We start from the raw sequence: 21995 nt of genomic DNA, 5'->3' as shown, positions 1-21995 counted from the left end.
CCCGCCGGCGGCGCCGCGGATCAGTCCTCGGCGGCCCGGCGGCGCGCCTCGCGCAGCTTCATGGCGTGCTCCAGCAGCGTGACCAGCACCTCCTTGGCCGACTCGCGTTCCCGCGCGTCACAGAGCACCACCGGTACGCCCGGGTCGAGGTCGAGCGCCGCCTGCACCTCGTCGAGCCGGTAGTTCCGGGCGCCCTCGAAACAGTTCACGGCGACCACGAACGGGGTGCCGCGCCCCTCGAAGTAGTCGATCGACGGGAAGCAGTCGGCCAGCCGGCGGGTGTCGGCGAGCACCACGGCGCCGATCGCGCCGAGCGCCAGCTCGTCCCAGACGAACCAGAACCGGTCCTGGCCCGGCGTGCCGAACAGGTAGACCACCAGGTCGTCGCTGATGGTGATCCGGCCGAAGTCCATCGCCACCGTGGTGGTCGACTTGCCCTCCACCCCGGACAGGTCGTCGATGCCGACGCCGGTCTCGGTCAGCACCTCCTCGGTCCGCAGCGGGCGGGTCTCGCTGACCGCGCCGACCAGGGTGGTCTTGCCGACGCCGAAGCCGCCGGCGACCAGGATCTTGATCGCGGTGGGCAGCGGTGCCGCACCCGCCGGTCGCTCAGAGCGCCCGTAGTCCATTGATAACCGCCTCGAAGACACTTTCATCGGGAAGGCCGGCGGAGGTCGCGCGCGGCTCACGGACCTGCACCAGGCTGCGGGCCACCAGGTCGCCGAGGAGCACCCGGACGGTGCCCACCGGCAGGTCGAGGTGGGCGGCGATCTCCGCCACCGACTGGATCCGCTGGCAGAGCGCGACGATGGCGACGTGCTCGGGCCCCAGCCCGGACTCCGCGCCCGCGTCCGCCCGGGTCGCCGTGACCAGGGAGATCAGGTCGAACGTGCCGGTCACCGGGCGGGCCCGGCCACCGGTCACCGCGTACGGGCGGACCACCGGACCGGCGTGGTCGTCCACCCACTCGTCCGCCGCGGACTCCCTCCCGCCGGTCATCGCGCCGGATTCTCGCCGGCGGACGGTTCCCGGGTCGGTGAGGCGACGAACCGCCCGACCCGGGTGACCAGCATCGCCATCTCGTAGGCGATCAGGCCGACGTCGGCGTCCTCGGCCGCCAGCACGGCCAGGCAGGCGTTGCGCCCGGCCGCGGTGACGAAGAGGAACGACGACTGCATCTCGATGATGGTCTGCTGCACCTGGCCGCCGCCGAAGCGCTTGCCGGCGCCCCGGGCCAGGCTCTGGATGCCGGCCGCCATGGCCGCCAGGTGCTCGCCGTCGTCCCGGCTGAGCCCTCGCGACGAGGCCATCAGCAGGCCGTCGGTGGAGAGCGCCACGGCGTGTTCCGCCGCCTTGACCCGGCCCACCAGGTCATCCAGCAGCCAGGTCAGATCCGCGCTCGAAGCCGTCTTCTGCGCCACTCGTCGTCCTCTTCTCCCCGGTTGGTGTCGCCGTAATCGTCTGCGGTTCGCCGCCGCGGCGTCTCCGTCAGGTCGCCTGTTCGTCTCCCGGGTCCGGCCCGCCGTTGACCCCGTGCGCCCCGCCGAGCAGCCGCGCCGCATCGGTGCGCCCGCGCCGGGTGCCGCTCTGGTAGGAGGTCATCATCCGGCGCACCTGCTCGGGCGGGCGCACCGTGTCCTCGTCCGGGTCGTCCGCCACGGTGGCCGTGTCGACGCGCAGTTCGGGCGCGAGACTCGCCTGGCGTACCCGGACGGGCAGGCCAGAGCCGGTCGACCCGTCGGCGTCACCATCCGCCGCCGGCTCGGCGGCGCCGGGCACCACCGCCGGCTCGGCGGCCCCGCCGGGCACCACCGCCGGCTCGGCGGCGTGCGGCACCACCGCCGGGCTCGCGGGCGTACCGGCCGGTCCGGCCGGCGCCGGCCGCCGGCGGACACGCGCCGGCAGCCCGGACGGGGTGAGCCGGGGCGCCTCGGTCGCCACCTCGGCCGGCTCCGGCGCCGGCTCGGAGTCCGACCCGGTTTCCGCGGCGGTCTCGACGGCGGTTCCGGTGACGGTCGCCGGCTCCGTGCCGGCCCCGGCCTCGGCGCCCGGCGCCGCCGGGGCGCTCCCGCCGGTCCCGGCACCGGCCCGGAAGCCGCCCGAGGTCTCCGCGTCCGGCCCGTTGTCGGTGACCAGCTCGCGCGGGATCAGCACGACGGCCGTGGTGCCGCCGTACGCGGACTCCTTGAGCTGCACCTTCACGCCGTGCCGCTCGGTGAGCCGGCTGACCACGTACAGGCCGAGCCGGGCGGCGTCGGCGAGGTTCAGCTCGGACCGGTCCACGATGCGGTGGTTCGCGGCGGCCAACTCCTCCTCGCCCATGCCGAGGCCGCGGTCCTCGATCTCGATGGCGAAGCCGTTGCCGACGAGCTGGCCGCGCACCTCGACCGTGGTGTGCGGGGGCGAGAAGGAGAGCCCGTTCTCGATCAGCTCGGCCAGCAGGTGGATGACGTCACCGACGGCCCGGCCGGCGAGCGAGACCGGCCCGAGCGGCAGCACCTTGACCCGGGTGTAGTCCTCGACCTCGGCCACCGCGCCGCGCACCACGTCGACCATGGGCACGTTGCGCCGCCAGGCCCGACCCGGGGTGGAGCCGGAGAGGACGATCAGGTTCTCCGCGTTGCGCCGCATCCGGGTCGCCAGGTGGTCGACGCGGAACAGGTCCTCCAGCTCCTCGGCGTCGTGCTCCCGGCGTTCCATGGCGTCGAGGAGGGTGAGCTGCCGGTGCACCAGGGCCTGGGTCCGTCGGGCCAGGCTGAGGAAGACCTCGCGGACGCTGCGGCGCAGCTCGGCCTGCTCGACGGCGGTCCGGATCGCGGTCTCCTGCACGACGTTGAACGCCCGGCCCACCTGACCGATCTCGTCGGCGCCGAACTCCAACGGGGGCGCCTCCCGGGCGACGTCCACCTCGTCGCCCCGGCCGAGCCGTTCGACCACGCCCGGCAGCTGCTCGTTCGCCAGCCGGAACGCGGCGTCGCGCAGCCGCTCCAGCTGCCGGACCAGCGCCCGGGCCGTGGTGATCGAGACCACGATGGACGCGATGACGGCGATGAGGCCGAGGCCGGCGGCGAGCACCATCCGGATGATCACCCAGACGGCCACCGGTTTGGCCCGGCCCACCAGCGCGTCGCCGGCGGCCAGCACCGCGGCTTCCTGCTCGTCCAGCGCCGGCGTGATGGCCGTCTGCCACTCGGTGGCCGCCACCGGCAGCGGCCGGTCCGGCCGCCCGTCCTTCATGAGCCGGTCCTCGAGCGTCCGCAGCCGGGTGAAGGACGGGCTCGCCGTCATCCGCGCGTACCGGTCCCGGTCGGCGGCGGGCAGTTCGGCGATCGCCTCGCCGGCGAGGAACCGCTGCGCCCCGACCAGCCGGGCGAAGAGGATGTATTCCTGCTCGGTGATCCGGCCGGCCGCCGCCACGCCGGCGTAGAGGGCGTCCTCCTGCGACATCAGCTCGCGTACCCGTACCAGTTGGGTGAGGGTCGAGGTGTCCTTGGCGATGTTCTCGTCGTCGAGCTTGCCCAGGGCCGCGTACATCCGGAAGAGCGAGTCCAGGACGCCGCTGTACGCCGCCGCGGCGGCCCCCCGGTCGATGGAGCGGGCCGCCACCTCGTCGCGCACCGGGCCCAGGGAGTCCAGCCGGTCGGCCACCTCGTCGACCCGCTGCACCAGCTCGTCGCTGGCCGCCGCGCGGGCCCGCCAGGAGCGGGCGGAGGTCACGAAGGCGGTCGCCAGTTCCTCGCTGCGCTGGCGCTGCTCGCGCAACTGCTCGACCTGCTTCGGCGAGGGCTGGCCCAGGTACGCCACCGACATCCGGCGTTCCTCCTGCAACGCCGTACGCAACGATTCGCTGGGCTCGGCGACCTGCGCGTCCAGCGTCTGCACGCCGAGCACGTTGAGTCCATCCTGGAGGGTCACCCAGGCCGCGAACGCCCAGAGCGCGGCCAGCGAGACCAGCAGGGCCACGACCTTGGTGCGCAACCGTGTAGTGCGGGAGCCCATCACACCGTCCCTGGCTGATCCTGACCGACGTTCGCCGATGGCCGAAACGTTCGAAGCCGGCCCTGGCGCACGCTAGCAGTGTCCGGAACCTCGCTCAAGAAGTGTCGATCAAGAGACGGCGGAAACGGGCGGGCTCAGCTGCGCCACCTGGCCCAGGCGCTCCACCGCCAGCTTCTGCGCGGCCAGGACGGCGGCCCGCACGATCAGCGGCGGATGGTAGAGATCCTTGTCGTGCCACAGTGGCGGGTGCTGGATGGCCGCACCCACCCGCAGGTGATCGACCGCCCGGGCGAGGGCGGCGTCCGCCTCCGGCCGGGCCGGCGCGGCCAGCAGCACCTGCACGGCGTACGCGGTCTCCTCGGCCGTGCCGCCCCAGCGTCCCCAGGAGCCGTCGGCGTGCTGGCTGCCGAGCACCCCGTCGGCCGCCCGCCGCAGCGCCGGCGCCACCTCGGGCGCGGCCTGCGCGCGCAGGGCCGCCACGGCCGAGGCGGTGGCGTAGTAGGGGGAGGCGTGCCAGCGGTCCGACCAGGAGCCGTCCGGCTGCTGCTGATCGAGGAGCCAGCGGGTCACCCGGTGGGCCGCCGACACCGCGCGGGCGTCGGTCCCGCCCGCCGCCGGGCCGAGCGCCTCCAGCACGTGCGCGTTGGTGCTGACCGACGCCCCGTCCTCCCCCTGCCAGGTGCAGAAGTGGGTGCCCAGGTCGTACCGGAACAGGCAGGACGGGTCGGCCCGGGCACCGGCCGCCGCCAGGGCGTACAGGGTCGCCGCGGTGGTGTCGGCGTCGGCGGGCAGGCCGGGGCCGGTCGCGGCGCCGTCGGGACCGAGGGCCTCCCGCAGGCCGGCGGCGAGCGGGGCCGTCACCGCCGCCGGCACGCCGGCGCGGGCCAGGGCGCCGAGCACCCAGGACCGTTCGAAGACGGTGATCGGCGTGGCACACGGCACCGGGCCCTGGTAGTCGGCCACCACCTGGTCGAGGAAGTCGACGGCGGCGCTCGTGTCCCCGTCCGGGGTGCCGAGCCAGGCGACGGTCGCCGCCGGTGACGCGCCGACGGCGCCGTGCGGGGTGGGCGCCACGGACCGCAGCCGCGTCGCGGCGGGGCCGAGCACCTCCAGGGCGTGGACCAGTTTCTGCGGGACCGGGGCACCGGAGCGGACGAGCCGCCGGACCGCGTCGAGCCGGCCGCGTCCCATGCCGGCGGGCAGCGGCGGGCGGGCGCCCCGCCAGTCGGCCAGCCCGGCGGGCGGGTCGGCCAGGCGCGCGCCGATCCGTTCCGCCAGCGCCGGCGCGATCAGGTCCCCGGCTGGCAGGTCGGGTGGCGGGAAGGCGGCCGGGCCGGCCGACCGGTCCAGCAGCAGGCGCAGCCCCCGGTCGATCGCCTGCCGCACGCCGTCCCGGGACCAGCCGGCCGGCTCGTCCCGGTCCAGCGTCGCCAGCAGCCCGTCCACGACGCTCAGCGTGGGCACCAGGGCGTATCCCTCCGGTCCGCCCCAGCCGCCGTCGGCACGCTGGCCGGCCAGCAGGAAGCGGATCCGTTCGGCGTGGTAGCCGAGCCAGGGCGCCGAGGCGACCAGCCGGGCCGTCTCGTACGGGGACGCGCAGGTGCGCCCCGCGGGCCGGGCGAGCACGTCGGCGACCAGGCGGGACACGGCGTCGGCGGTGGCCGCCCCGGCCTCGGCCGGTGCGGCGTCGGCGTCCGGCTCCGCGCCGCTCACGGGACGCCCCAGAAGTCGGTGGAGCGGTAGAACCCGCTGGTGTAGCCGAGCTGGCGGGTCAGGTAGGTCGCCTCCCGCGGCACGTCCGGGCGCAGTTCGTCGATGAGGCCGGTGGCCCGGCGCACCTGGTCGGCGAGTTCCTGCTCGACGAGCGCCCGGTCCGGCACCAGCAGCAGCGCGTTCAGGTCGCCCCAGCGCAGGTCCCGCTCGTAGCTGGCCAGGTCGTTGACCAGCCGCAGCGCCCGTTGCACCGCGTCGCTGGCGGCCACCAGCCGATCGAGGTGGGCGTGCGCCCGCGGCCCGCCGACGCCGGCCCAGTGCGCCACGTTGACCACCGTGCAGGCCAGGTTGTCGGCGTTGGCGAGGTAGTCGGCCAGCGTGGGGCGGTGGTCGTCGGCGCGCCAGTGCCACTCCCGGGCCATCGCGGCCAGCGTCCGGTCCACCGCGTCCCGCCAGGCCTCGCTGGCCGCCGCGAACCCGGGACCGGCGGCCAGCTCCGCCCGCAGCTCGGCGAGGAACACGCCGAGCGGGTCCGCCGGGTCGGGCGGCCCGCCGCCGGCGACCGCGCGCTGCCGGCGTACCAGCAGGTCGAGGTCGGCGGCGGCGGTCGTCTCGTGGTCCACCTGCCAGTCCAGCGCGAAGCCCCAGAGCACCGCCCGGTTGCTCAGGCGCAGCTGCGCGGCCGTGCACCACGGCGCGCTGAAGGCCATCGCCAGGGCGATGCTGCTGGCCAGGGCGGCGTCGAACGGCCCGGCGCCGAACAGGTCAGGGTGCGCCGCCAGGCCGCGCTGCAGCTCCCGCTGCCCCTGCGCGGCCAGGGCGCAGACCCGCCCGTGCTCGGCGGCCGCACGCAGCTCGTCGGTCCCGGCGAGGGCCGGTGCGCTCACGCCGGTACCCGTTGCCGGTGCGGGGTGAGCAGCAGCGGCACCCGCTCCCGGGGCCGCAGCGACGCGGCGAGCTGCGGGTTCGGCATGCCGGGCGTACGCAGCCGGTAGCGGAACCGGCTCAGCAGCGTCGCCACGATCAGCGGGGCCTCCAGTTGGAACAGGTACTGGCCGATGCACTGGTGGGCGCCGCCGCCGAACGGGTAGTAGGCGTACCGGTGGGACCGCCGCGGCCGGTCGGGCGCGAACCGCTCCGGGTCGAAGACGTCCGGCCGCTCCCAGAACCGGGCCAGCCGCTGGGTGACGTACGGGCTGAGGATCACCGTGCCGCCGGCGCGGATCCGGGTGTCGCCGATGACGTCGTCGGCGATGGCGGTGCGGGGCACCAGCCAGCCCGACGGGTACATCCGGACCAGCTCGTCGAGCACCATCCGGGTGTACTGGAGCTGGCCGAGCTGCTCGCGGCTGATCACCTCGCCGGGGCCGACCACCCGGTCGATCTCCGCGTAGAGCCGGTCGGCGATGTCGGGCAGCTGCTCCAGCAGCGGGAAGAGCCAGGTGAGCACCACGTACGTGGTTTCCGTGGTGGTGGCGAACATGGACACCAGGTCGTCGCGGACCCGCTGCTCGGTCAGTTCCCGACCGTCCGCGTCCCGGGCCCGGGCCAGGGCGGCCAGGATGTCGTCCCCGCCGTCGGGGTGGGCCCGCTCGGCGCGCACCAACGGCAGCAGGATGTCGTCGATGTTGCGCACCGCCCGGCGGAAGGCGCGGTCCCCCGGGGCCGGCACGGCCTCCGGCAGGAACGGGGCGAGCAGCCGGAACCGGAGCGAGGTCGCCACCGTGTCCTGCTCGGCCACTACCCGGACGCCGTCGGGGACACTGATCTTGTTACCGAAGAAGACCCGGATGACTGCCTGGCAGATGATCCGGGAGATCTCCGTCGCGGCATCGACCGGGACGCCCGTGCGGGCCGGCTCGGCCAGTTCGTCGACGGCCTCGCTGATCGCCCGGCTCATGTCGTCGACCACGGCGTCGATCCGCTTGGCGGTGAAGTGCGGCTGGAGCCGCCGGCGGCTGTCCTCCCAGGCCGGACCCTCGGAGAGGATGCCGTCGCCGGCCAGCTTGCGGACGGACTTCCACATCATGCTGTTGCCGGCGCGGGTGTAGTTGGCGGCGTTGTCCCGCAGCACGTGCTGGACGTGGGCGGGCTCGGCGACCAGGTACGGGCGGATCGTGCCGAGGTTGAGCTGGACGACCTGGCCCGGTGCCGCGTCGGCGAGTCCGACCAGGGTGCCGAGCGGGTCCCGCAGCAGGCCGCGGAGCGTACGACGCAGGGGTGCGATGTGCGGTCGGCCGGCCCCGTCCGGGGGCGCGGCCGCCTCAGCCATGGGTCACCTGCACGGAATCCTCCTTCGGACGCTGCCTCATGAACCTGGCGGCACGGTCCATGATGGTCACCGGCGCTCGCCGACTCCGGGTCGGGCCGGAGCCGGCGGGCGGAGAACGTCCGCTGAACGCTCGCTCCGGATCAACTCACAGTCGCGACGCGGTGATGGCCCGTGACGTCTTTGCCGCCGAGCATGCCAGCCGGACGAGAAGAGGAGAAGACGGGAAGGGAAAATATTTCACCAGTGAACCTTCCCACAGTCGACAATGGATCTCGTGGGACGTGCGCGGCCGGAAGGCTTCCGCAGGTGGCGGCCCTCGGGCCCGGCAACGGGCCCGGCCAGGGCCGCGGCGGCCGACCGGCACCACGTCGGCGGCCGGGACCGCGTCCCGGTGGCACGGTCCGGTCACCGAGGGTGACCGGCGGCCGGCCGCCCGGTCGGACCGGACGGCCCGGCCTCGACCAGCCCGACCCGGCGCAGAACGCGGGCACGGCCCCGCCCCCTGTGCCAAGCTTCGGGGCATGGACGACATGACCATCCTGAACCGGATCTCCGAACTCGTCGACGAGGAGCACCGGCTGCGCGCGGCCGCGCAGGAGCACGAGTCCGGCACCGACGACGAGGCCCGCGAGCGGCTGCGCGCGCTCGAGGAGTCCCTCGACCAGTGCTGGGACCTGCTGCGCCGCCGGCGGGCCGCCCGCCAGGCGCACGGCGACCCGGACGCCCAGGGCGAGCGCCCGCTGCCGGAGGTCGAGCGCTACCTCCAGTGAACCCCGGCCGCCGGCCGACACCAGGCGGCGACGGCGCCCGCGGGCAGCCGGCCGGTAGCAGGCGGCGACGGCGGGCAGCCGGCACCAGGCGGCGGCGTCCCGGGCGGGCGGAAGCCCACCCGGGACGCGTCGCGCTCAGCGGAGCCCCGCCTCCTCCAGCAGCAGCCCGGTCAGGTCGGCCGGGTCGGCGGCCGCGGCGGTCAGCCCCCGGGCGGCGAACCACCCGGCGACCACCCGGACGTCCCGGGCCAGGAACTCCGGGCCCTGCGGGTTGGCCACCACGTCGACCACCTGGGGCAGGTCGATCATCACCAGCCGCCCCCGGTGCACCAGCAGGTTGTACGGGGACAGGTCGCCGTGGGCGTAGCCGGCGCGGGCCAGCACGACCAGCGCGTCGACCATTTGCTCCCACAGGTCACACAGCTCGGCGTGCTCCGGTCGGAGCTGGGCCAGCCGCGGCGCGGCCTGCCCCTCCTCGGCGTCGCCGACGAACTCCAGCATCAGCTCGGTGCCGAGCAGCTGCACCGGGTACGGCACGGCGATCCGCCCGGAGGCGGCGCCGATCTCCCAGAGCCGGGCCAGCGCGTCGAACTCGGCGGCCGCCCACTGCCCGGCGATCATCTGCCGGCCGAACGCGGTCCGCCCGGCCATCGCCCGCATCTCCCGGGACCGGCGCACCCGGCGCCCCTCGAGGTAGCCGGCGTCGCGGTGGAAGAGCCGGTGCTGGGCGTCCCGGTACCGCTTGGCCGCCAGCAGGCAGGAGCGGTCGGTGCCCGGCACCGCGCGGCGGACCAGGTGGACGTCCGCCTCCTTGCCGGTCTTGAGCACGCCGAGCTCGGTGTCCCGGGCCGCCAGCTCGGTGACCAGCCAGCCGGGATGGGGTTCGGGCCCGTGCACGGCCGCGTCCCACGAGGACCAGGGGTCCTCCTGATCGGGTTCGTCGTCGGGTCCGGGCAGGACCGGCTCGGCGTGCCGGCCCCGCTTCAGGAAGTACGGTTCGTCGTCGTCGAAGCGGCTCTTGCCGCGGCCACGGCGCTGCGGCGCCGGGAGGTCTGGTTCACGCACGGGTGGGTTGATCCTTCGATCGAGGCTGGTGGAGGCAGGTGGAACGACCCCGCAAAGACGGCCATGACCGACCTCCTCTCCTCGACCGGGCCCCGCCCGGCTGCGCCCACGCGCGGCCCCATGTTCACCGGCCCGCCGATGCGGGTCAACCGATTTAGGGCCCGGACCGCCGGGCGCGCGAGGGCCGCGGCCGGCGCCCCGACGCCTCCAGGGACCGCGGCCGGCGCCCCGACCGGCGCCCCGACCGGCGCGGGAGCCGTGGCCGGTATCCCGACCGGCGCGGGAGCCGTGGCCGGCACCCCGACCGGCGGCGTACCGCTCAGCCGGCCAGCACGGCCGCCACCGCCGCGATCAGCCCGTCCTCGGTGCGGGTGGGCGCGAACCGGGTGTCCGACCAGCGCCGTCCCCGGTGCAGCCAGACGCTGGGCAGGCCGACCGCGGTCGCCCCGCCGATGTCCGCCTCCGGGCTGTCCCCGATCATCCAGGCGCCGCGCAGCGGCATCCGGACCCGGTGGGCGGCGAGCGCGAAGATCCGGGGGTTGGGCTTGCTGACTCCGGCCTCCTCGGAGATCACCCAGTCGGCCACGTACCGGTCCAGGCCGGTGCGCCGGATCTTCGCCTCCTGCTGGCGGACCACCCCGTTGGTGACCACCACCGGGACCCAGCCGGCGTCGTCGGCGATCCGCAGCGCGCAGGCGACCAGCGGGTCCAGCCGGGTGTACGCCACCACCCCGTCGTGCAGCTCCTCGACCAGGTCGATCCCGGACATGATCGGCCCGTACCGGTCCCGGATCGCGTCGGCGACGTCCCACCGGTCAGTCAGTCCGTCCGCGTCGATGGAGAGCAGCCAGTCGATGTCGGTGGGCGGCGCGCCGATGCCGTCCAGGAACCGCTCTCCCCAGGCACGGAACGGCCCCGCGCGGTCGAGCAGGGTGTTGTCCAGGTCGAGCAGGAGCAACGGCACTCGCGCACCCTACGGGACCGAGGCGGGCGACCGACAGGGTGTGCGGTCGCCTTCCCCGCCGTCAGCCGCGCAGCACCACGCGGGGCAGCCCCTGGTCGGGCAGACGGTCGCCGAGCATGGTGTGCGCGGCCCGGGTGGCCGCCAGCGCGGCCGGGTCGAGGATGGCCACCAGCACGTCCTCGCCGGTGTCCGCGCCCCGGGCCAGCGGCCGCCCCTCGGGGTCGTAGATCGCGGCGCCGCCGTTGAACCGCCACGGGTCGGCGCCGTCCACGCAGTTGGCGAAGACGACGAACATGGTGTTGTCCAGGGCGCGGGCGGCGTAGTAGAGGTCGCGGCGGTGCGCCGACCCGGCCAGGTAGCCGCTCGGGCACAGGTAGCCGTGCGCCCCGTCGTCGGCGGCGGCCCGCCCGTGCTCCGGGAAGCAGCCGTCGTAGCAGATGCCCAGGCCGAACCGCCAGTCGTCGATCAGCAGCGTGGCGCCCCGCCGGCCTGCCTCGAACAGCTCGCGCTCGCCGCTCCAGAGCTGCTGTTTGTCGTACCCGGCGTGGACCGCCCCGGTGGGGTCGACCACCAGGGCGGAGATGGTGCGCCGCCCGTCGGGGTGCCGCACGGCCGCGCCGACCACCACGGTCGTCCCGCGGTCGCGGGCCACCGCGCGCAGCGGGTCCAGCCGCGGGTCGGCGACCGAGCCGTCCGGGGCGGCCGGCACGTCGGTGCCGGTCGGGTCGGCGGCCAGCGCCGGCAGGTGGTACGCCGGCAGGTACAGCTCCGGCAGCACGACGACGCGGGCGGCGCCGGCCCGCGCGACGAGGCCGGCGGCGCGGGCGGCGTTGCCGGCGACGTCGCCGGGGACCGGCGTGGCCTGCACGGCGGCCACGGTCAGCGGGCGGGCGGGAAGGGGTGCGGCCTGGGTCACCGGGCGATCCTAGACCGGCCCGCGCCGGCGGGCGGATCATGGAAAACCGCGTTTCAAGCCGTACGTACGGTTTGCATTGGGCCTCGTCGGCTGCGACGATCGGTGTGTGCCCAGAGTAAGTCAGGACCAGCTCGACGCGCGCCGGCAGGAGATCCTCGGCGCCGCCCGGGCGTGTTTCGCCCGGCACGGCTACGAGGGCGCCACCGTCCGCCGGCTGGAGGAGGCCACCGGGCTGTCCCGGGGCGCGATCTTCCACCACTTCCGCGACAAGGACTCGCTCTTCCTCGCCGTGGCCGAGGACGACGCCGCCGTGATGGTGGAGACGGTGGCCCGCAACGGCCTGGTCCAGGTGATGCGGGACCTGCTCGCCCGGGCCGTCTCCCCGGACACCACCGGCTGGCTCGGCAGCCAGCTGGAGGTCTCCCGGCGGTTGCGCACCGACCCGGCGTTCGCCAAGCGCTGGGCGGAGCGCTCCGCGGCCATCGCCGAGGCCACCCGCGAGCGCCTGCTCCGCCAGCGCGAGGCCGGCGTGCTCCGCGAGGACGTGCCGATCGACGTGCTGGCCCAGTTCCTGGAGCTGGCGTACGACGGCTTGGTGCTGCACCTGGCGATGGGACGTCCGGCCGGTGACCTGGGCCGGGTGCTCGACCTCGTCGAGGAGGCCGTCCGCCGGCACTGACCGGTCGCCCGGTCTCGGTCCGATAACTGCGCCGGCGGGCTTGATCACCGGTGGCAGGGCTGCTCCACAATGAGCCGCGACCCCTCGCGACAGGAGCAGAGCATGGCCGTCCTCGCCGCACCGGGTGACACCTGGGGCATCCCGGGCCCCGTCTTCCTCCGCTGGTACCTGCTCGTGGCGGCCGTGCTGGTCGTCGGCGCCATCGCGTACCGGATCCGGGCCCTGGCCGGCGATCAGGCCGCTGGGGACGGGCAGCTCGGGCCGCAGCAGGTGGCCTACCTCAACGGCGGCGACCAGCTCGCCGTCTGGACGGCGCTGGGCGGGCTGCGCCGGGCCGGGGCGGTGGGCGTCCGGCCGGACCGCCGGCTCACCACGGGCGGTCCGCTGCCGGCCGGCGTCACCCCCCTCGACCAGGCGATCCACCACGCCGCCGTGCGCGGCGTGCACTCCCGCGAGCTGCGCCACGACGAATGGGTGCTGCGCGCCCTCCAGCAGCTGCGCGAGGGCCTCGAACGGCGCGGCCTGGCCCTCGACCCGGCGCGCCGCAAGGCCCTGCGGCGCGGGGCGGTCCTGATCGGCGCGCTGCTGGCGCTCGGCATGGTCCGCGCCTTCGCCGGCATCTCGAACGGCCGGCCCGTCGGCTACCTGATCTTCGCCATGATCCCGCTGTTCATCGCCTTCCTGCTGCTCAACCGGGTGCCGTGGCGCACCCGGGCGGCGGACCGGGCGCTGCGCGAGCTGCGCCGCCAGCACACCTGGCTGCGGCCCTCGGCCGCGCCGGCGTACGCGACCTACGGCCCGACCGAGGCGGCGCTGGGCGTGGCGCTGTTCGGCACCGCCACCATCTGGGCGATGGATCCGGGCTTCGCCCAGCAGGCCGAGATCCAGCGGCAGGCGCTCGGCGCCAGCGGCATCTCGTCCGGCGGCAGCAGCAGCTCGTGCGGGGGCGGCAGCTCGTGCGGCGGCGGCAGCTCCTGCGGGGGCGGCGGCGGGTGCGGGGGCGGCGGCGGGTGCGGCGGATGACCGGCGGGCCGACCGCTCCGGCGGACCAGCCCGGCACCGGGCCGTACGGCGTCGGGATCGGCTGGCGGCCGGAGATCGCCGGGTTCGTGGCCGGCCTGCCCGGGCTGCGCTTCGTCGAGGTGGTGGCCGAGACGGTCGCCCCGACCGGGGCGCTGCCCGACGGCCTCGCCGAGCTGCGCGGTCGCGGCGTCACCGTCGTACCGCACGGGGTGAAGCTCTCCCTCGGTGGCGCCGAACCGGTCGACCCGGCCCGGGTGGCGCACCTGGCCGGGGTGGCCACCGCGCTGGACGCCTCGCTGGTCAGCGAGCACATCGCGTTCGTCCGGGCCGGCGGCGTCGAGGCCGGCCACCTGCTGCCGCTGCCGCGCAGCCGGGAGGCGGTCGCCGCGGTGGTGGCCAACGTGCGGCGCACCCAGGCCGAGCTGCCGGTGCCGCTCGCGCTGGAACCGATCGCCGCGCTCTTCGACTGGCCGGACGACGAGCTGGACGAGGCCGACTTCCTCACCGAGATCCTCGACGCCACCGGCGCCCTGCTGCTGCTCGACGTCGCCAACGTGCACGCCAACGCCCGCAACCGGGACGGCGACCCGCTCGCGCTGCTGGACCGGCTGCCGCTGGAGCGGGTGGCCTACGTGCACGTGGCCGGCGGGGCCGAGCGGGGCGGGTTCTACCACGACACGCACACCGACCCGGTCCCCGCCGAGGTGCTCGACCTGGTCGGTGCGCTCTGCGCCCGGCACCGGCCCCCGGCGCTGCTGCTGGAACGCGACGGCCGGTACCCGCCCGCCGCCGAGCTGCGCGGCGAACTGGACGCGCTCGCGGCCGCGTCCGGTTACCCGGTGGTCACGTGAGCGGCGGCGACCCGTCCGGCCTCGCCGCCCGGCAGGCGCAGCTCGTCGCGGCGCTGGTGGCCGGCGGCCCGCTACCGCCCGGGTTCGACCCGGCGCCGGTGGAGGCGGCCCGCCGGGCGCTGCTGCGCAAGCGCGCCGGCGACGTGGCGCGGCACTGGCCGCTGCTCGCCGCCGGGTTGGGCGCCGGCTGGTCGGGCCGGTTCGTCGAGTGGGCCGCCGGGCGGCCCACCAACGGCTCGCTGCGCGACGGCTGGGACCTGGCCCGGGAGCTGCGGGCGGCGGGCACCCTGCCGCCGCTGGGCGCGGAGGAGCTGGCCGGGCGCGAGGCCGGCGCCCGCTACGACGGCCGGCGCGCGCCCCGGCCCCGCCGGCTGCCCGCCGTCGCCCGGGCCGGCGGCGCCGTCGCGGTCCAGGTCGCCGGTCGGGTACGCCTGCTGCGCCCGGCGCAGCACTGAACATCGCTGGCACGGCCGCGGCGGGTACGGCAGGATCGGGTCATGGATCTCGGACTCGCCGACCGGGTGTACGTGCTGACCGGCGCCTCCGGCGGCCTCGGCTTCGCCACCGCCGAACAGCTCGTCGCCGACGGCGCCCGGGTGGTGCTCTCGGCCCGCGCTCCGGAGCGCGTCGCCGCGGCGGTCGAGGCGCTCGGCGGGCCGGAGCGGGCGGTCGGGCTGACCGCCGACCTGACCGACCCGGGCACCCCGGACCGGCTGGTGGCGGCGGCCCGGGACCGGTTCGGCCGGCTCGACGGGGCGCTCATCTCGGTCGGCGGCCCGCCCCGGGGCACCGCCGCCCAGGTCAGCGACGAGCAGTGGCGGGAGTCCTTCGAGACGGTCTTCCTGGGCACCGTCCGTACCGTCCGGACGGTCGCCGCCGCGCTCACCGACGGCGGCGCGATCGCGCTGGTCCTCTCCACCTCGGCCCGCAGCCCGCTGCCCGGCCTCGGCATCTCCAACGGGCTGCGGCCCGGTCTGGCCGGCGTGGCCAAGGACGTCGCCGACGAGTACGGCCCGCGCGGGGTACGAGTGGTCAGCCTGCTGCCCGGCCGGATCATGACCGACCGGAACCGGGAGCTCCTGGCCGCCGGCGGCGACCCGGAACGCGGCCGCGCGGAGGCGGAGGCGGCCATCCCGCTGCGCCGCATCGGCGACCCGGCCGAGTTCGGCCGGGTGGCCGCCTTCCTGCTCTCCCCCGCCGCCGGCTACGTCACCGGGGTGACCGTGCCGGTCGACGGCGGCGCGTTGCGCGGCCTGTGACGGCGGCCGGGCGCCGCCGGAGCGGGGACGTGCCCTCCGAACCGGCCGCGCGGCGGTATCCCCGACCGACGAAGGAGCAGTTGGCGGCGGCGGCCGACAAGCTGCTGCCCGACGTCATCGCGCCCGGGCTGGACGTGCTCTTCGTCGGAATCAACCCCGGGCTGTGGTCGGCGGCGACCGGCTGGCACTTCGCCCGACCGGGCAACCGGTTCTGGCCCGCCCTGCACCGGGGCCGCTTCACCCCGCGCCGGCTGCACCCCAGCGAGCAGGACGAGCTGCCCCGCCTCGGGCTGGGGATCACCAACATGGTGGCCCGGGCCAGCGCTCGGGCCGACGAGCTGACCGCCGAGGAGCTGGTCGCCGGCGCCGCGCTGCTGGCCGGCAAGGTCGAGCGGTACCGGCCGCGCTGGGTGGCGGTGGTCGGGGTGACCGCGTACCGGATCGGTTTCGCCCGGCCGAAGGCCGGCTTCGGCCCGCAGCCGGAGCCGCTCGGGCCGGCCCGGCTCTGGGTGCTGCCCAACCCCAGCGGGTTGAACGCGCACTTCACCCCGGAGACGCTCGGCGCCGCCTTCGCCGAGCTACGCGCGGCGTCCGCCGGCTGGGTGCCTGGCCCCGCCCCGGGTTGAGGGAATAGTCCTCGGCCGCGCTGGCCGTCCTCATGACGGCGGTGTCGATCTGGTTGACGTTCCACCCGCTCCTGCCCCCACCCGCCGACCCCGCCGCCGATGCGGCGCCGCCCGAGGTCGGGCCCGCCGCCTGGCTCGTCAACGGGCTGGCCGGTCCGCTGGCGGCGATCGGGCTGGCGCGCTCAGTTGGCCGCCGCGGGCGGCAGCGCCTCCTGCGCCACGTACGTGCCGAGCGGCACCGTGGTGACCACCGGCTCGGGCTGCTGGTCGGGCTCGACGTACGGGGCGGGCGAGTCGGCGACCGCGAACTGGGTGCGGTACAGCTCGGCGTACAGGCCGCCGACGGCGACCAGTTCGTCGTGCCGGCCGCGCTCGACGATCCGCCCCTCGTCGAGCACGAGGATCTGATCGGCGTCCCGGACCGTGGAGAGCCGGTGCGCGATCACCAGGGCGGTGCGCCCGGTCAGCGCCACGGCGAGCGCCCGCTGCACCGCCGCCTCGCTCTCCGAGTCCAGGTGCGCGGTCGCCTCGTCGAGGATCACGATCGACGGGGCCTTGAGCAGCAGCCGGGCGATGGCGATGCGCTGCTTCTCGCCGCCGGAGAAGCGGTAGCCCCGCTCGCCGACCGTGGTGTCCAGCCCGTCGGGCAGGGCCCGGACCAGGTCGGCGACCTGGGCGCCGGCCAGCGCGGCCCAGATCTCGTCGTCGGTGGCGTCCGGCTTGGCGTAGCGCAGGTTCTCCCGGATGGTCTCGTGGAACAGGTGGGAGTCCTGGGTGACCACGCCGATCTCGTCGCGCAGCGAGGCCAGGGTGGCGTCCCGGACGTCGACGCCGCCGACCAGCACCTGCCCGTCGGTGACGTCGTAGATCCGGGAGATCAGCATGGACAGCGTCGACTTGCCGGCGCCGGACGGCCCGACCAGCGCCACCATCTGGCCCGGCTCGACGCTGAACGAGACGCCCTTGAGCACCGGCTCGTTGGCGGTACGGTCCAGCGCGGCGACGTCCTCCAGCGAGGCCAGCGACACCTCGGCGGCGCTCGGATAGCGGAACCGCACGTCGCGGAACTCGACCCGGCCGTTGCGCCGGGGCACCGGCACGGCGTCGGGCTTCTCGGCGATGCCGGGGCGCAGGTCGAGGACCTCGAAGACCCGGTCGAAGGAGACCAGCGCGCTCATCACGTCGACCCGGACGTTGGAGAGCGCGGTGAGCGGCCCGTAGAGCCGGGTGAGCAGCAGGGCCAGCTTGACCACGGTGCCGGCGCTGACCGCGCCGGTGACCGCGAGCCAGCCGCCGAGGCCGTAGGTGAGGGCCTGGGCGAGCGAGGCGACCAGCAGCATGGCCACGAAGAAGGTGCGCGAATACATCGCGGACTGGATGCCGATGTCGCGCACCCGCTCGGCGCGGCGGGCGAACCGGGTCGCCTCCACCTCGGGCGAGCCGAAGAGCTTGACCAGCAGCGCACCGGCGACGCCGAACCGCTCGGTCATCGTGGCGTTCATCTTGGCGTCGAGGTTGTACGACTCGCGGGTGATCTCGGCCAGCCGGCGGCCGACCCGGCGGGCCGGGATGATGAAGATCGGCAGCAGCACCAGCGCCAGCACGGTGATCTGCCAGGACAGGAAGAGCATCGCGCCGGCGGTGAGCACCAGTTGGATGACGTTGCTGACCACGCCGGACAGGGTCGAGGTGAACGCCCGCTGGGCGCCCAGCACGTCGTTGTTGAGCCGGCTGACCAGGGCGCCGGTCTGGGTGCGGGTGAAGAACTGCAACGGCATCCGCTGGACGTGGTCGTAGACCCGGGTGCGCAGGTCGAGGATGATGCCCTCGCCGATGCGGGCCGAGTACCAGCGCTGGGCCAGCGAGAAGAGCGCGTCGGCGACGGCCAGCACCGCGATGATCACCGCGAGCCGGACCACGGTCTGGCGGGCGTTGGACCCGCCACCGGCGATCGCGTCGATCACGTCACCGGCGAGCAGCGGGGTCGCCACCCCGATCACCGCGGCGATCACCACGGTGACCAGGAAGATCACGATGTCCCGCTGGTACGGGCGGGCGAACGCCACGATCCGCTTCGCGGTGCCGTGCTTGAGTTGGTGGCTGGAGATCTCGTCGCGGTTGCGCATCGACCGGAGCATGCTCCAGCCCCCCATGCCGCCACCGGCCATGTGGTTGGACATCCGTCACCTCCGGGTGGTCGGGCAGCATGAACCGTCGGGCTCAATTCTCCCGACGCCTGTGACAACCTCGCGAGTAACCCGGATCTTCCCGAAGGGTCCTTACTATTCGCCCCGGCCGGCCAGGTCACGCAGCCGGCGGGTCTGCGCCTCCCGCTCGACCCGCTGCTGCTCGGCGTGGCTGCGCTGGCCGGCGCCGGCCAGCAGCGCCTTGATCTCGATGATCGCGTCCCGGTTGTTGGCCAGCAGACCGGCGGTCAGGTCGTGCACCGCCGCGTCCAGGTCGGCGGTGGGCACCACCAGGGTGGCCAGGCCGATCCGGTCGGCCTCGGCCGCGTCCATCCGGCGGCCGGTGGCGCAGATCTCCAGGGCGCGGGAGTAGCCGACCAGCTCGACCAGGCGCTTGGTGCCGGCCAGGTCCGGGACCAAGCCGAGGGTCACCTCGGCCATGGAGAGCCGGGCATCCTCGGCGAGCACCCGCAGGTCACAGGCGAGGGCGAGCTGGAAGCCCGCACCGATGGCGTGGCCCTGCACCGCGGCGATCGAGATCACGTCGGGACGGTGCAGCCAGCTGAAACCGCCCTGGTACTCGGCGATCCGGTCGGCGCACTCCTGCTCGGGAAGGGTGGCCAGCTCGGCGAAGGAGCCCGGGCCGGCGGCACCGGCCACCGACAGGTCGAGGCCGGCGGAAAAGGCCCGCCCCTCGCCACGCACGACGACGACGCGGACGTCACCGGGCAGCTCCCGGGAGAAGTCGCTCATCGCGCGCCACATGGCCGGGGTCTGGGCATTGAGCACGTCGGGCCGGCACAACGTGACCGTCGCGACCGGCCCGTCGCAGTGGAGTCGTACCCCGGTCGTCTCGGCGGTCACCGGACCGCCCGGGGCACGGCGCTGGTGGACGACGCTGCGGGGCGGGTCACGCCTTCTTGCGGCGCCGGGCGCCGCCGCGCTGCCGCAGCTGCACCCCGGACTCGGTGAGCACCCGGTGGATGAATCCGTAGGACCGGCCGGTCGAGGCCGCGAGCGCCCGGATGCTCTCTCCGCCGGTGTACCGCTTTACCAGGTCCTTGGCGAGCGTCTGACGCTCGGCTCCGACGATCCGGCGACCCTTCTCAGTGCTGGTGGCTGTGCCAGTGGCTGCCATGCTGTGTCCTCACGTCCCAGACTGTGCGGTTCGGATACGGTCCCACCTATTAGACCGCCTCGAACGATCATGCGCCAGATATCAACTCTTCGCCAACCGACACGCTATGCAATGTCACCTTCCCGATAGAGTGATCCTTCCGACCGGTCGGCCGCGGCCGACCGGGTAGATCACCAGCGGCCCGCCGCCCGTTCCGTACGCTGCCTCGGGTGACCGACCTGCTCGCCGCGGTGGCCGGCGCGGCGACCGTCTTCGCTGCCACCAACGTCGACGACATCGTCGTGCTCACCGTTCTCTTCGTGACCGCGCGCGGCACCGGCCGGCCCCGCCCCTGGCAGATCGTCGCGGGGCAGTACGCGGGCATCGGCACGCTGGTCGCCGTCGCGGTGGTGGCGGCCGCCGGGCTGCTGGTGGTGCCCGACCCCTGGCCCGGGCTGCTCGGGCTGCTGCCCATCGCGCTCGGCGTACGGGCACTGCTGGCCCGCCGCGCCGACGGTGAGGAGCCGCCCGCGGTGGTCAACGGGCTGCTCGGGGTGGCCGGCGTGACGATCGCCAACGGCGCCGACAACATCGCGGTGTACGTGCCGGTGTTCCGCTCGCTCGGCCCGGTCACCGGCCTGGTCTGGCTGCTGGTCTTCGCCGCCCTCGTGGCGGTCTGGTGCGCGGCCGCCGCCCTGCTCGGCAGTCACCCGCGGGTGGTCGACCTGGTCGCCCGCGCCGGCCACCGCCTGGTCCCGCTGATCTTCATCGCCGTCGGCACCACCATCCTGGCCACCTCCGGCGTGCTACCCCACCTGCTGACCCTCTTCCCCTGACCCCTCCCCCCACCCCGCCGGCGGGGTGGGGTGGGACGGGGTGCGGGATCAGGCGAGTTCGACCAGTTCCAGGAGGTCGTCGGACCAGGCGTCCTCGTCGCCGTCGGGCAGGAGGATGGCGCGGTCGGGCTTGAGGGCCATGACGGCGCCGGGGTCGTGGGTGACCAGGACGATGGCGCCGGGGTAGCGGGCGATCGCGTCGAGCACCTGCTCGCGGCTGACCGGGTCGAGGTTGTTCGTCGGCTCGTCCAGCAGCAGCACGTTCGCGCCGGAGCAGACCAGGGTGGCCAGGGCCAGCCGGGTCTTCTCGCCGCCGGAGAGCACGCCGGCCGGCTTGTCCACGTCCTCGCCGGAGAAGAGGAACGCGCCGAGGATCCTGCGCAGGTCGGTGTCGGTCTGCTCCGGCGCCGCGCTGCGCATGTGCTCCAGGATCGTCCGCTCCACGTCCAGGGTCTCGTGCTCCTGGGCGTAGTAGCCGAGCCGCAGGCCGTGCCCGGGGCGTACCTCGCCGGTGTCCGGCTCGAGCAGGCCGCCGAGCATCCGCAGCAGGGTGGTCTTGCCGGCGCCGTTGAGACCCAGGATGGCCACCCGGGAGCCGCGGTCCACCGCCACGTTGACGTCGGTGAAGATCTCCAGCGACCCGTACGACTTGGACAGGCCGGCCGCGGTGAGCGGGGTCTTGCCGCACGGCGCCGGGGTGGGGAAGCGCACCTTCGCCACCTTGTCGGCGACCCGCACGTCCTCCAGGCCGGACAGCAGCTTCTCCGCCCGCCGGGCCATGTTCTGCGCGGCGACGGTCTTGGTGGCCTTGGCCCGCATCTTGTCCGCCTGGGCCATCAGCGCGCCGGCCTTCTTCTCCGCGTTGGCCCGCTCCCGGCGGCGGCGCCGCTCGTCGGTCTCCCGCGCCTCCAGGTACGCCTTCCAGCCCAGGTTGTAGACGTCGACCACGGAGCGGGTGGCGTCCAGGAACCAGACCTTGTTGACCACCGCCTCCAGCAGCGACGCGTCGTGGGAGATCACGATCAGGCCGCCCTTGTGGTTGCCGAGGAACCCGCGCAGCCAGGTGATCGAGTCGGCGTCGAGGTGGTTGGTGGGCTCGTCGAGGAGCAGGATGCCGCCGCCGTTCTCGCCGGCGTCGCGGAACAGGATCCGGGCCAGCTCGATGCGGCGGCGCTGGCCACCGGAGAGGGTGCCGATGGTCTGCGCCAGGGCCCGGTCGGGCAGGCCCAGGTTGGCGCAGATCCGGGCCGCCTCGGCCTCGGCCGCGTACCCGCCGAGGGCGGCGAACTGGTCCTCCAGGGCGCCGTAGCGGCGGACCAGCCGCTCGTCGTCGGCGCCCTCGGCGAGCTTGTCCTCCAGCTCCTTCATCTGGGCCATCAGCAGGTCCAGCCCGCGGGCGGAGAGCACCCGGTCCCGGCCGGTGACCTCCAGGTCGCCGGTACGCGGGTCCTGCGGCAGGTAGCCGATGGCGCTGCGCCGGTCGATCTGCCCGGCGTACGGCTGCCCCTCCCCCGCCAGCACCTTGAGGGTGGTGGTCTTGCCGGCGCCGTTGCGGCCGACCAGGCCGATCCGGTCACCCGGCTGCACCCGCAGCGTGGTGTCGGACAGCAGGATCCGGGAACCGGCGCGCAGTTCCAGGCCGGTGGCAGTGATCATGGTGAGGTACTCGCTCTCGGGGTCCGGAAGGCTGACTCAGGGCACGCGAAAGCGCCGGCGGGT

22 protein-coding genes are annotated in these 21995 nt (G+C 75.1%); 8 read left to right on the top strand and 14 right to left on the bottom strand.

Going from position 1 to position 21995, the window contains the following annotated elements; translation table 11 throughout:
• Nucleotides 1–20 precede the first annotated feature (20 nt).
• The 7 genes from AB0I11_RS21820 to AB0I11_RS21790 form a co-directional block, all read right to left on the bottom strand.
• Entirely contained in the window at nt 21–629 is a 609-nt protein-coding gene (locus AB0I11_RS21820) for an ATP/GTP-binding protein (RefSeq protein WP_046563368.1), read from the bottom strand.
• Nucleotides 610–999 carry a DUF742 domain-containing protein gene (locus AB0I11_RS21815; RefSeq protein WP_357323253.1) on the bottom strand — a complete coding sequence of 130 codons (390 nt, stop codon included), beginning with the start codon at nt 997–999 and terminating at the stop codon, nt 610–612. Before AB0I11_RS21815 ends, AB0I11_RS21820 begins: the two co-directional genes overlap by 20 nt.
• Nucleotides 996–1421 carry a roadblock/LC7 domain-containing protein gene (locus tag AB0I11_RS21810; RefSeq protein WP_046563370.1) on the bottom strand — a complete coding sequence of 142 codons (426 nt, stop codon included), beginning with the start codon at nt 1419–1421 and terminating at the stop codon, nt 996–998. The genes AB0I11_RS21815 and AB0I11_RS21810 overlap by 4 nt, the downstream gene beginning before the upstream one ends.
• Before the next feature lie 67 nt (nt 1422–1488).
• Complete coding sequence (locus AB0I11_RS21805; protein ID WP_357323249.1) at nt 1489–3978, bottom strand: nitrate- and nitrite sensing domain-containing protein; 2490 nt, start codon at nt 3976–3978, stop codon at nt 1489–1491.
• 129 nt (nt 3979–4107) lie between these two features.
• The gene (locus tag AB0I11_RS21800) at nt 4108–5712 is read right to left on the bottom strand and encodes a prenyltransferase/squalene oxidase repeat-containing protein (RefSeq protein ID WP_357323246.1); all 1605 of its coding nucleotides are present in this window, start codon (nt 5710–5712) and stop codon (nt 4108–4110) included.
• Nucleotides 5709–6599: a terpene synthase family protein gene (locus AB0I11_RS21795; protein WP_357323243.1), complete on the bottom strand. Its 891-nt coding sequence runs from the start codon at nt 6597–6599 to the stop codon at nt 5709–5711. The genes AB0I11_RS21800 and AB0I11_RS21795 overlap by 4 nt, the downstream gene beginning before the upstream one ends.
• Entirely contained in the window at nt 6596–7984 is a 1389-nt protein-coding gene (locus AB0I11_RS21790) for a cytochrome P450 (RefSeq protein WP_357323240.1), read from the bottom strand. Before AB0I11_RS21790 ends, AB0I11_RS21795 begins: the two co-directional genes overlap by 4 nt.
• Nucleotides 7985–8505: 521 nt before the next feature.
• Here AB0I11_RS21790 and AB0I11_RS21785 point away from each other — a divergent pair.
• Nucleotides 8506–8754 carry a DUF2630 family protein gene (locus tag AB0I11_RS21785; protein WP_357323237.1) on the top strand — a complete coding sequence of 83 codons (249 nt, stop codon included), beginning with the start codon at nt 8506–8508 and terminating at the stop codon, nt 8752–8754.
• Nucleotides 8755–8889: 135 nt separating this feature from the next.
• Here AB0I11_RS21785 and AB0I11_RS21780 read toward each other — a convergent pair whose 3' ends face one another.
• The 3 genes from AB0I11_RS21780 to AB0I11_RS21770 form a co-directional block, all read right to left on the bottom strand.
• On the bottom strand, nt 8890–9819 hold the full coding sequence (locus tag AB0I11_RS21780; protein ID WP_357323234.1) for an RIO1 family regulatory kinase/ATPase: 930 nt from the start codon (nt 9817–9819) through the stop codon (nt 8890–8892).
• A gap of 319 nt (nt 9820–10138) precedes the next feature.
• Entirely contained in the window at nt 10139–10783 is a 645-nt protein-coding gene (locus tag AB0I11_RS21775) for an HAD-IA family hydrolase (RefSeq protein ID WP_357323232.1), read from the bottom strand.
• A 61-nt stretch (nt 10784–10844) separates the two neighbouring features.
• Nucleotides 10845–11699, bottom strand: a complete 855-nt coding sequence (locus AB0I11_RS21770) for a carbon-nitrogen hydrolase family protein (protein ID WP_357323229.1) — start codon at nt 11697–11699, stop codon at nt 10845–10847.
• A 106-nt stretch (nt 11700–11805) separates the two neighbouring features.
• On the opposite strand from AB0I11_RS21770, the gene AB0I11_RS21765 reads away from it, so the two are divergent.
• The 6 genes from AB0I11_RS21765 to mug all read left to right on the top strand — a co-directional run bounded on the left by AB0I11_RS21765 (nt 11806) and on the right by mug (nt 16137).
• Nucleotides 11806–12378, top strand: coding sequence for a helix-turn-helix domain-containing protein (locus tag AB0I11_RS21765; RefSeq protein WP_357323226.1), 573 nt, complete (start codon nt 11806–11808; stop codon nt 12376–12378).
• Nucleotides 12379–12480: 102 nt separating this feature from the next.
• Entirely contained in the window at nt 12481–13401 is a 921-nt protein-coding gene (locus AB0I11_RS21760; protein ID WP_357323223.1) for a TIGR04222 domain-containing membrane protein, read from the top strand.
• Nucleotides 13398–14252: a DUF692 domain-containing protein gene (locus tag AB0I11_RS21755; protein ID WP_357323221.1), complete on the top strand. Its 855-nt coding sequence runs from the start codon at nt 13398–13400 to the stop codon at nt 14250–14252. The genes AB0I11_RS21760 and AB0I11_RS21755 overlap by 4 nt, the downstream gene beginning before the upstream one ends.
• Entirely contained in the window at nt 14249–14707 is a 459-nt protein-coding gene (locus AB0I11_RS21750) for a hypothetical protein (protein WP_357323218.1), read from the top strand. Before AB0I11_RS21755 ends, AB0I11_RS21750 begins: the two co-directional genes overlap by 4 nt.
• A gap of 42 nt (nt 14708–14749) precedes the next feature.
• Complete coding sequence (locus AB0I11_RS21745; RefSeq protein ID WP_357323215.1) at nt 14750–15511, top strand: SDR family oxidoreductase; 762 nt, start codon at nt 14750–14752, stop codon at nt 15509–15511.
• Between the two features lie 29 nt (nt 15512–15540).
• Entirely contained in the window at nt 15541–16137 is a 597-nt protein-coding gene (gene mug / locus AB0I11_RS21740; RefSeq protein WP_357323212.1) for a G/U mismatch-specific DNA glycosylase, read from the top strand.
• Between the two features lie 182 nt (nt 16138–16319).
• On the opposite strand, the gene AB0I11_RS21735 is transcribed toward mug, so the two are convergent.
• From AB0I11_RS21735 to AB0I11_RS21725, 3 genes are all read right to left on the bottom strand, one after another.
• The gene (locus tag AB0I11_RS21735) at nt 16320–18305 is read right to left on the bottom strand and encodes an ABC transporter ATP-binding protein (RefSeq protein ID WP_357323325.1); all 1986 of its coding nucleotides are present in this window, start codon (nt 18303–18305) and stop codon (nt 16320–16322) included.
• 114 nt (nt 18306–18419) lie between these two features.
• Nucleotides 18420–19187: an enoyl-CoA hydratase/isomerase family protein gene (locus AB0I11_RS21730; RefSeq protein ID WP_357323208.1), complete on the bottom strand. Its 768-nt coding sequence runs from the start codon at nt 19185–19187 to the stop codon at nt 18420–18422.
• A gap of 46 nt (nt 19188–19233) precedes the next feature.
• On the bottom strand, nt 19234–19461 hold the full coding sequence (locus tag AB0I11_RS21725) for a helix-turn-helix domain-containing protein (RefSeq protein WP_007072022.1): 228 nt from the start codon (nt 19459–19461) through the stop codon (nt 19234–19236).
• Between the two features lie 209 nt (nt 19462–19670).
• Here AB0I11_RS21725 and AB0I11_RS21720 point away from each other — a divergent pair, with 209 nt between their 5' ends.
• Nucleotides 19671–20276 (top strand): cadmium resistance transporter, encoded by a 606-nt coding sequence (locus AB0I11_RS21720; protein ID WP_357323205.1) that lies wholly within the window; start codon nt 19671–19673, stop codon nt 20274–20276.
• 48 nt (nt 20277–20324) lie between these two features.
• On the opposite strand, the gene AB0I11_RS21715 is transcribed toward AB0I11_RS21720, so the two are convergent.
• On the bottom strand, nt 20325–21932 hold the full coding sequence (locus AB0I11_RS21715) for an ABC-F family ATP-binding cassette domain-containing protein (protein ID WP_357323202.1): 1608 nt from the start codon (nt 21930–21932) through the stop codon (nt 20325–20327).
• Between the last annotated feature and the right edge of the window lie 63 nt (nt 21933–21995).

It is taken from the genome of Micromonospora sp. NPDC050495, assembly GCF_040655175.1.
In the GTDB taxonomy this organism is placed as follows: domain Bacteria; phylum Actinomycetota; class Actinomycetes; order Mycobacteriales; family Micromonosporaceae; genus Micromonospora.
Note: the sequence above shows the minus strand (reverse complement) of the source record. Positions and strands in the feature narration are given on the sequence as shown.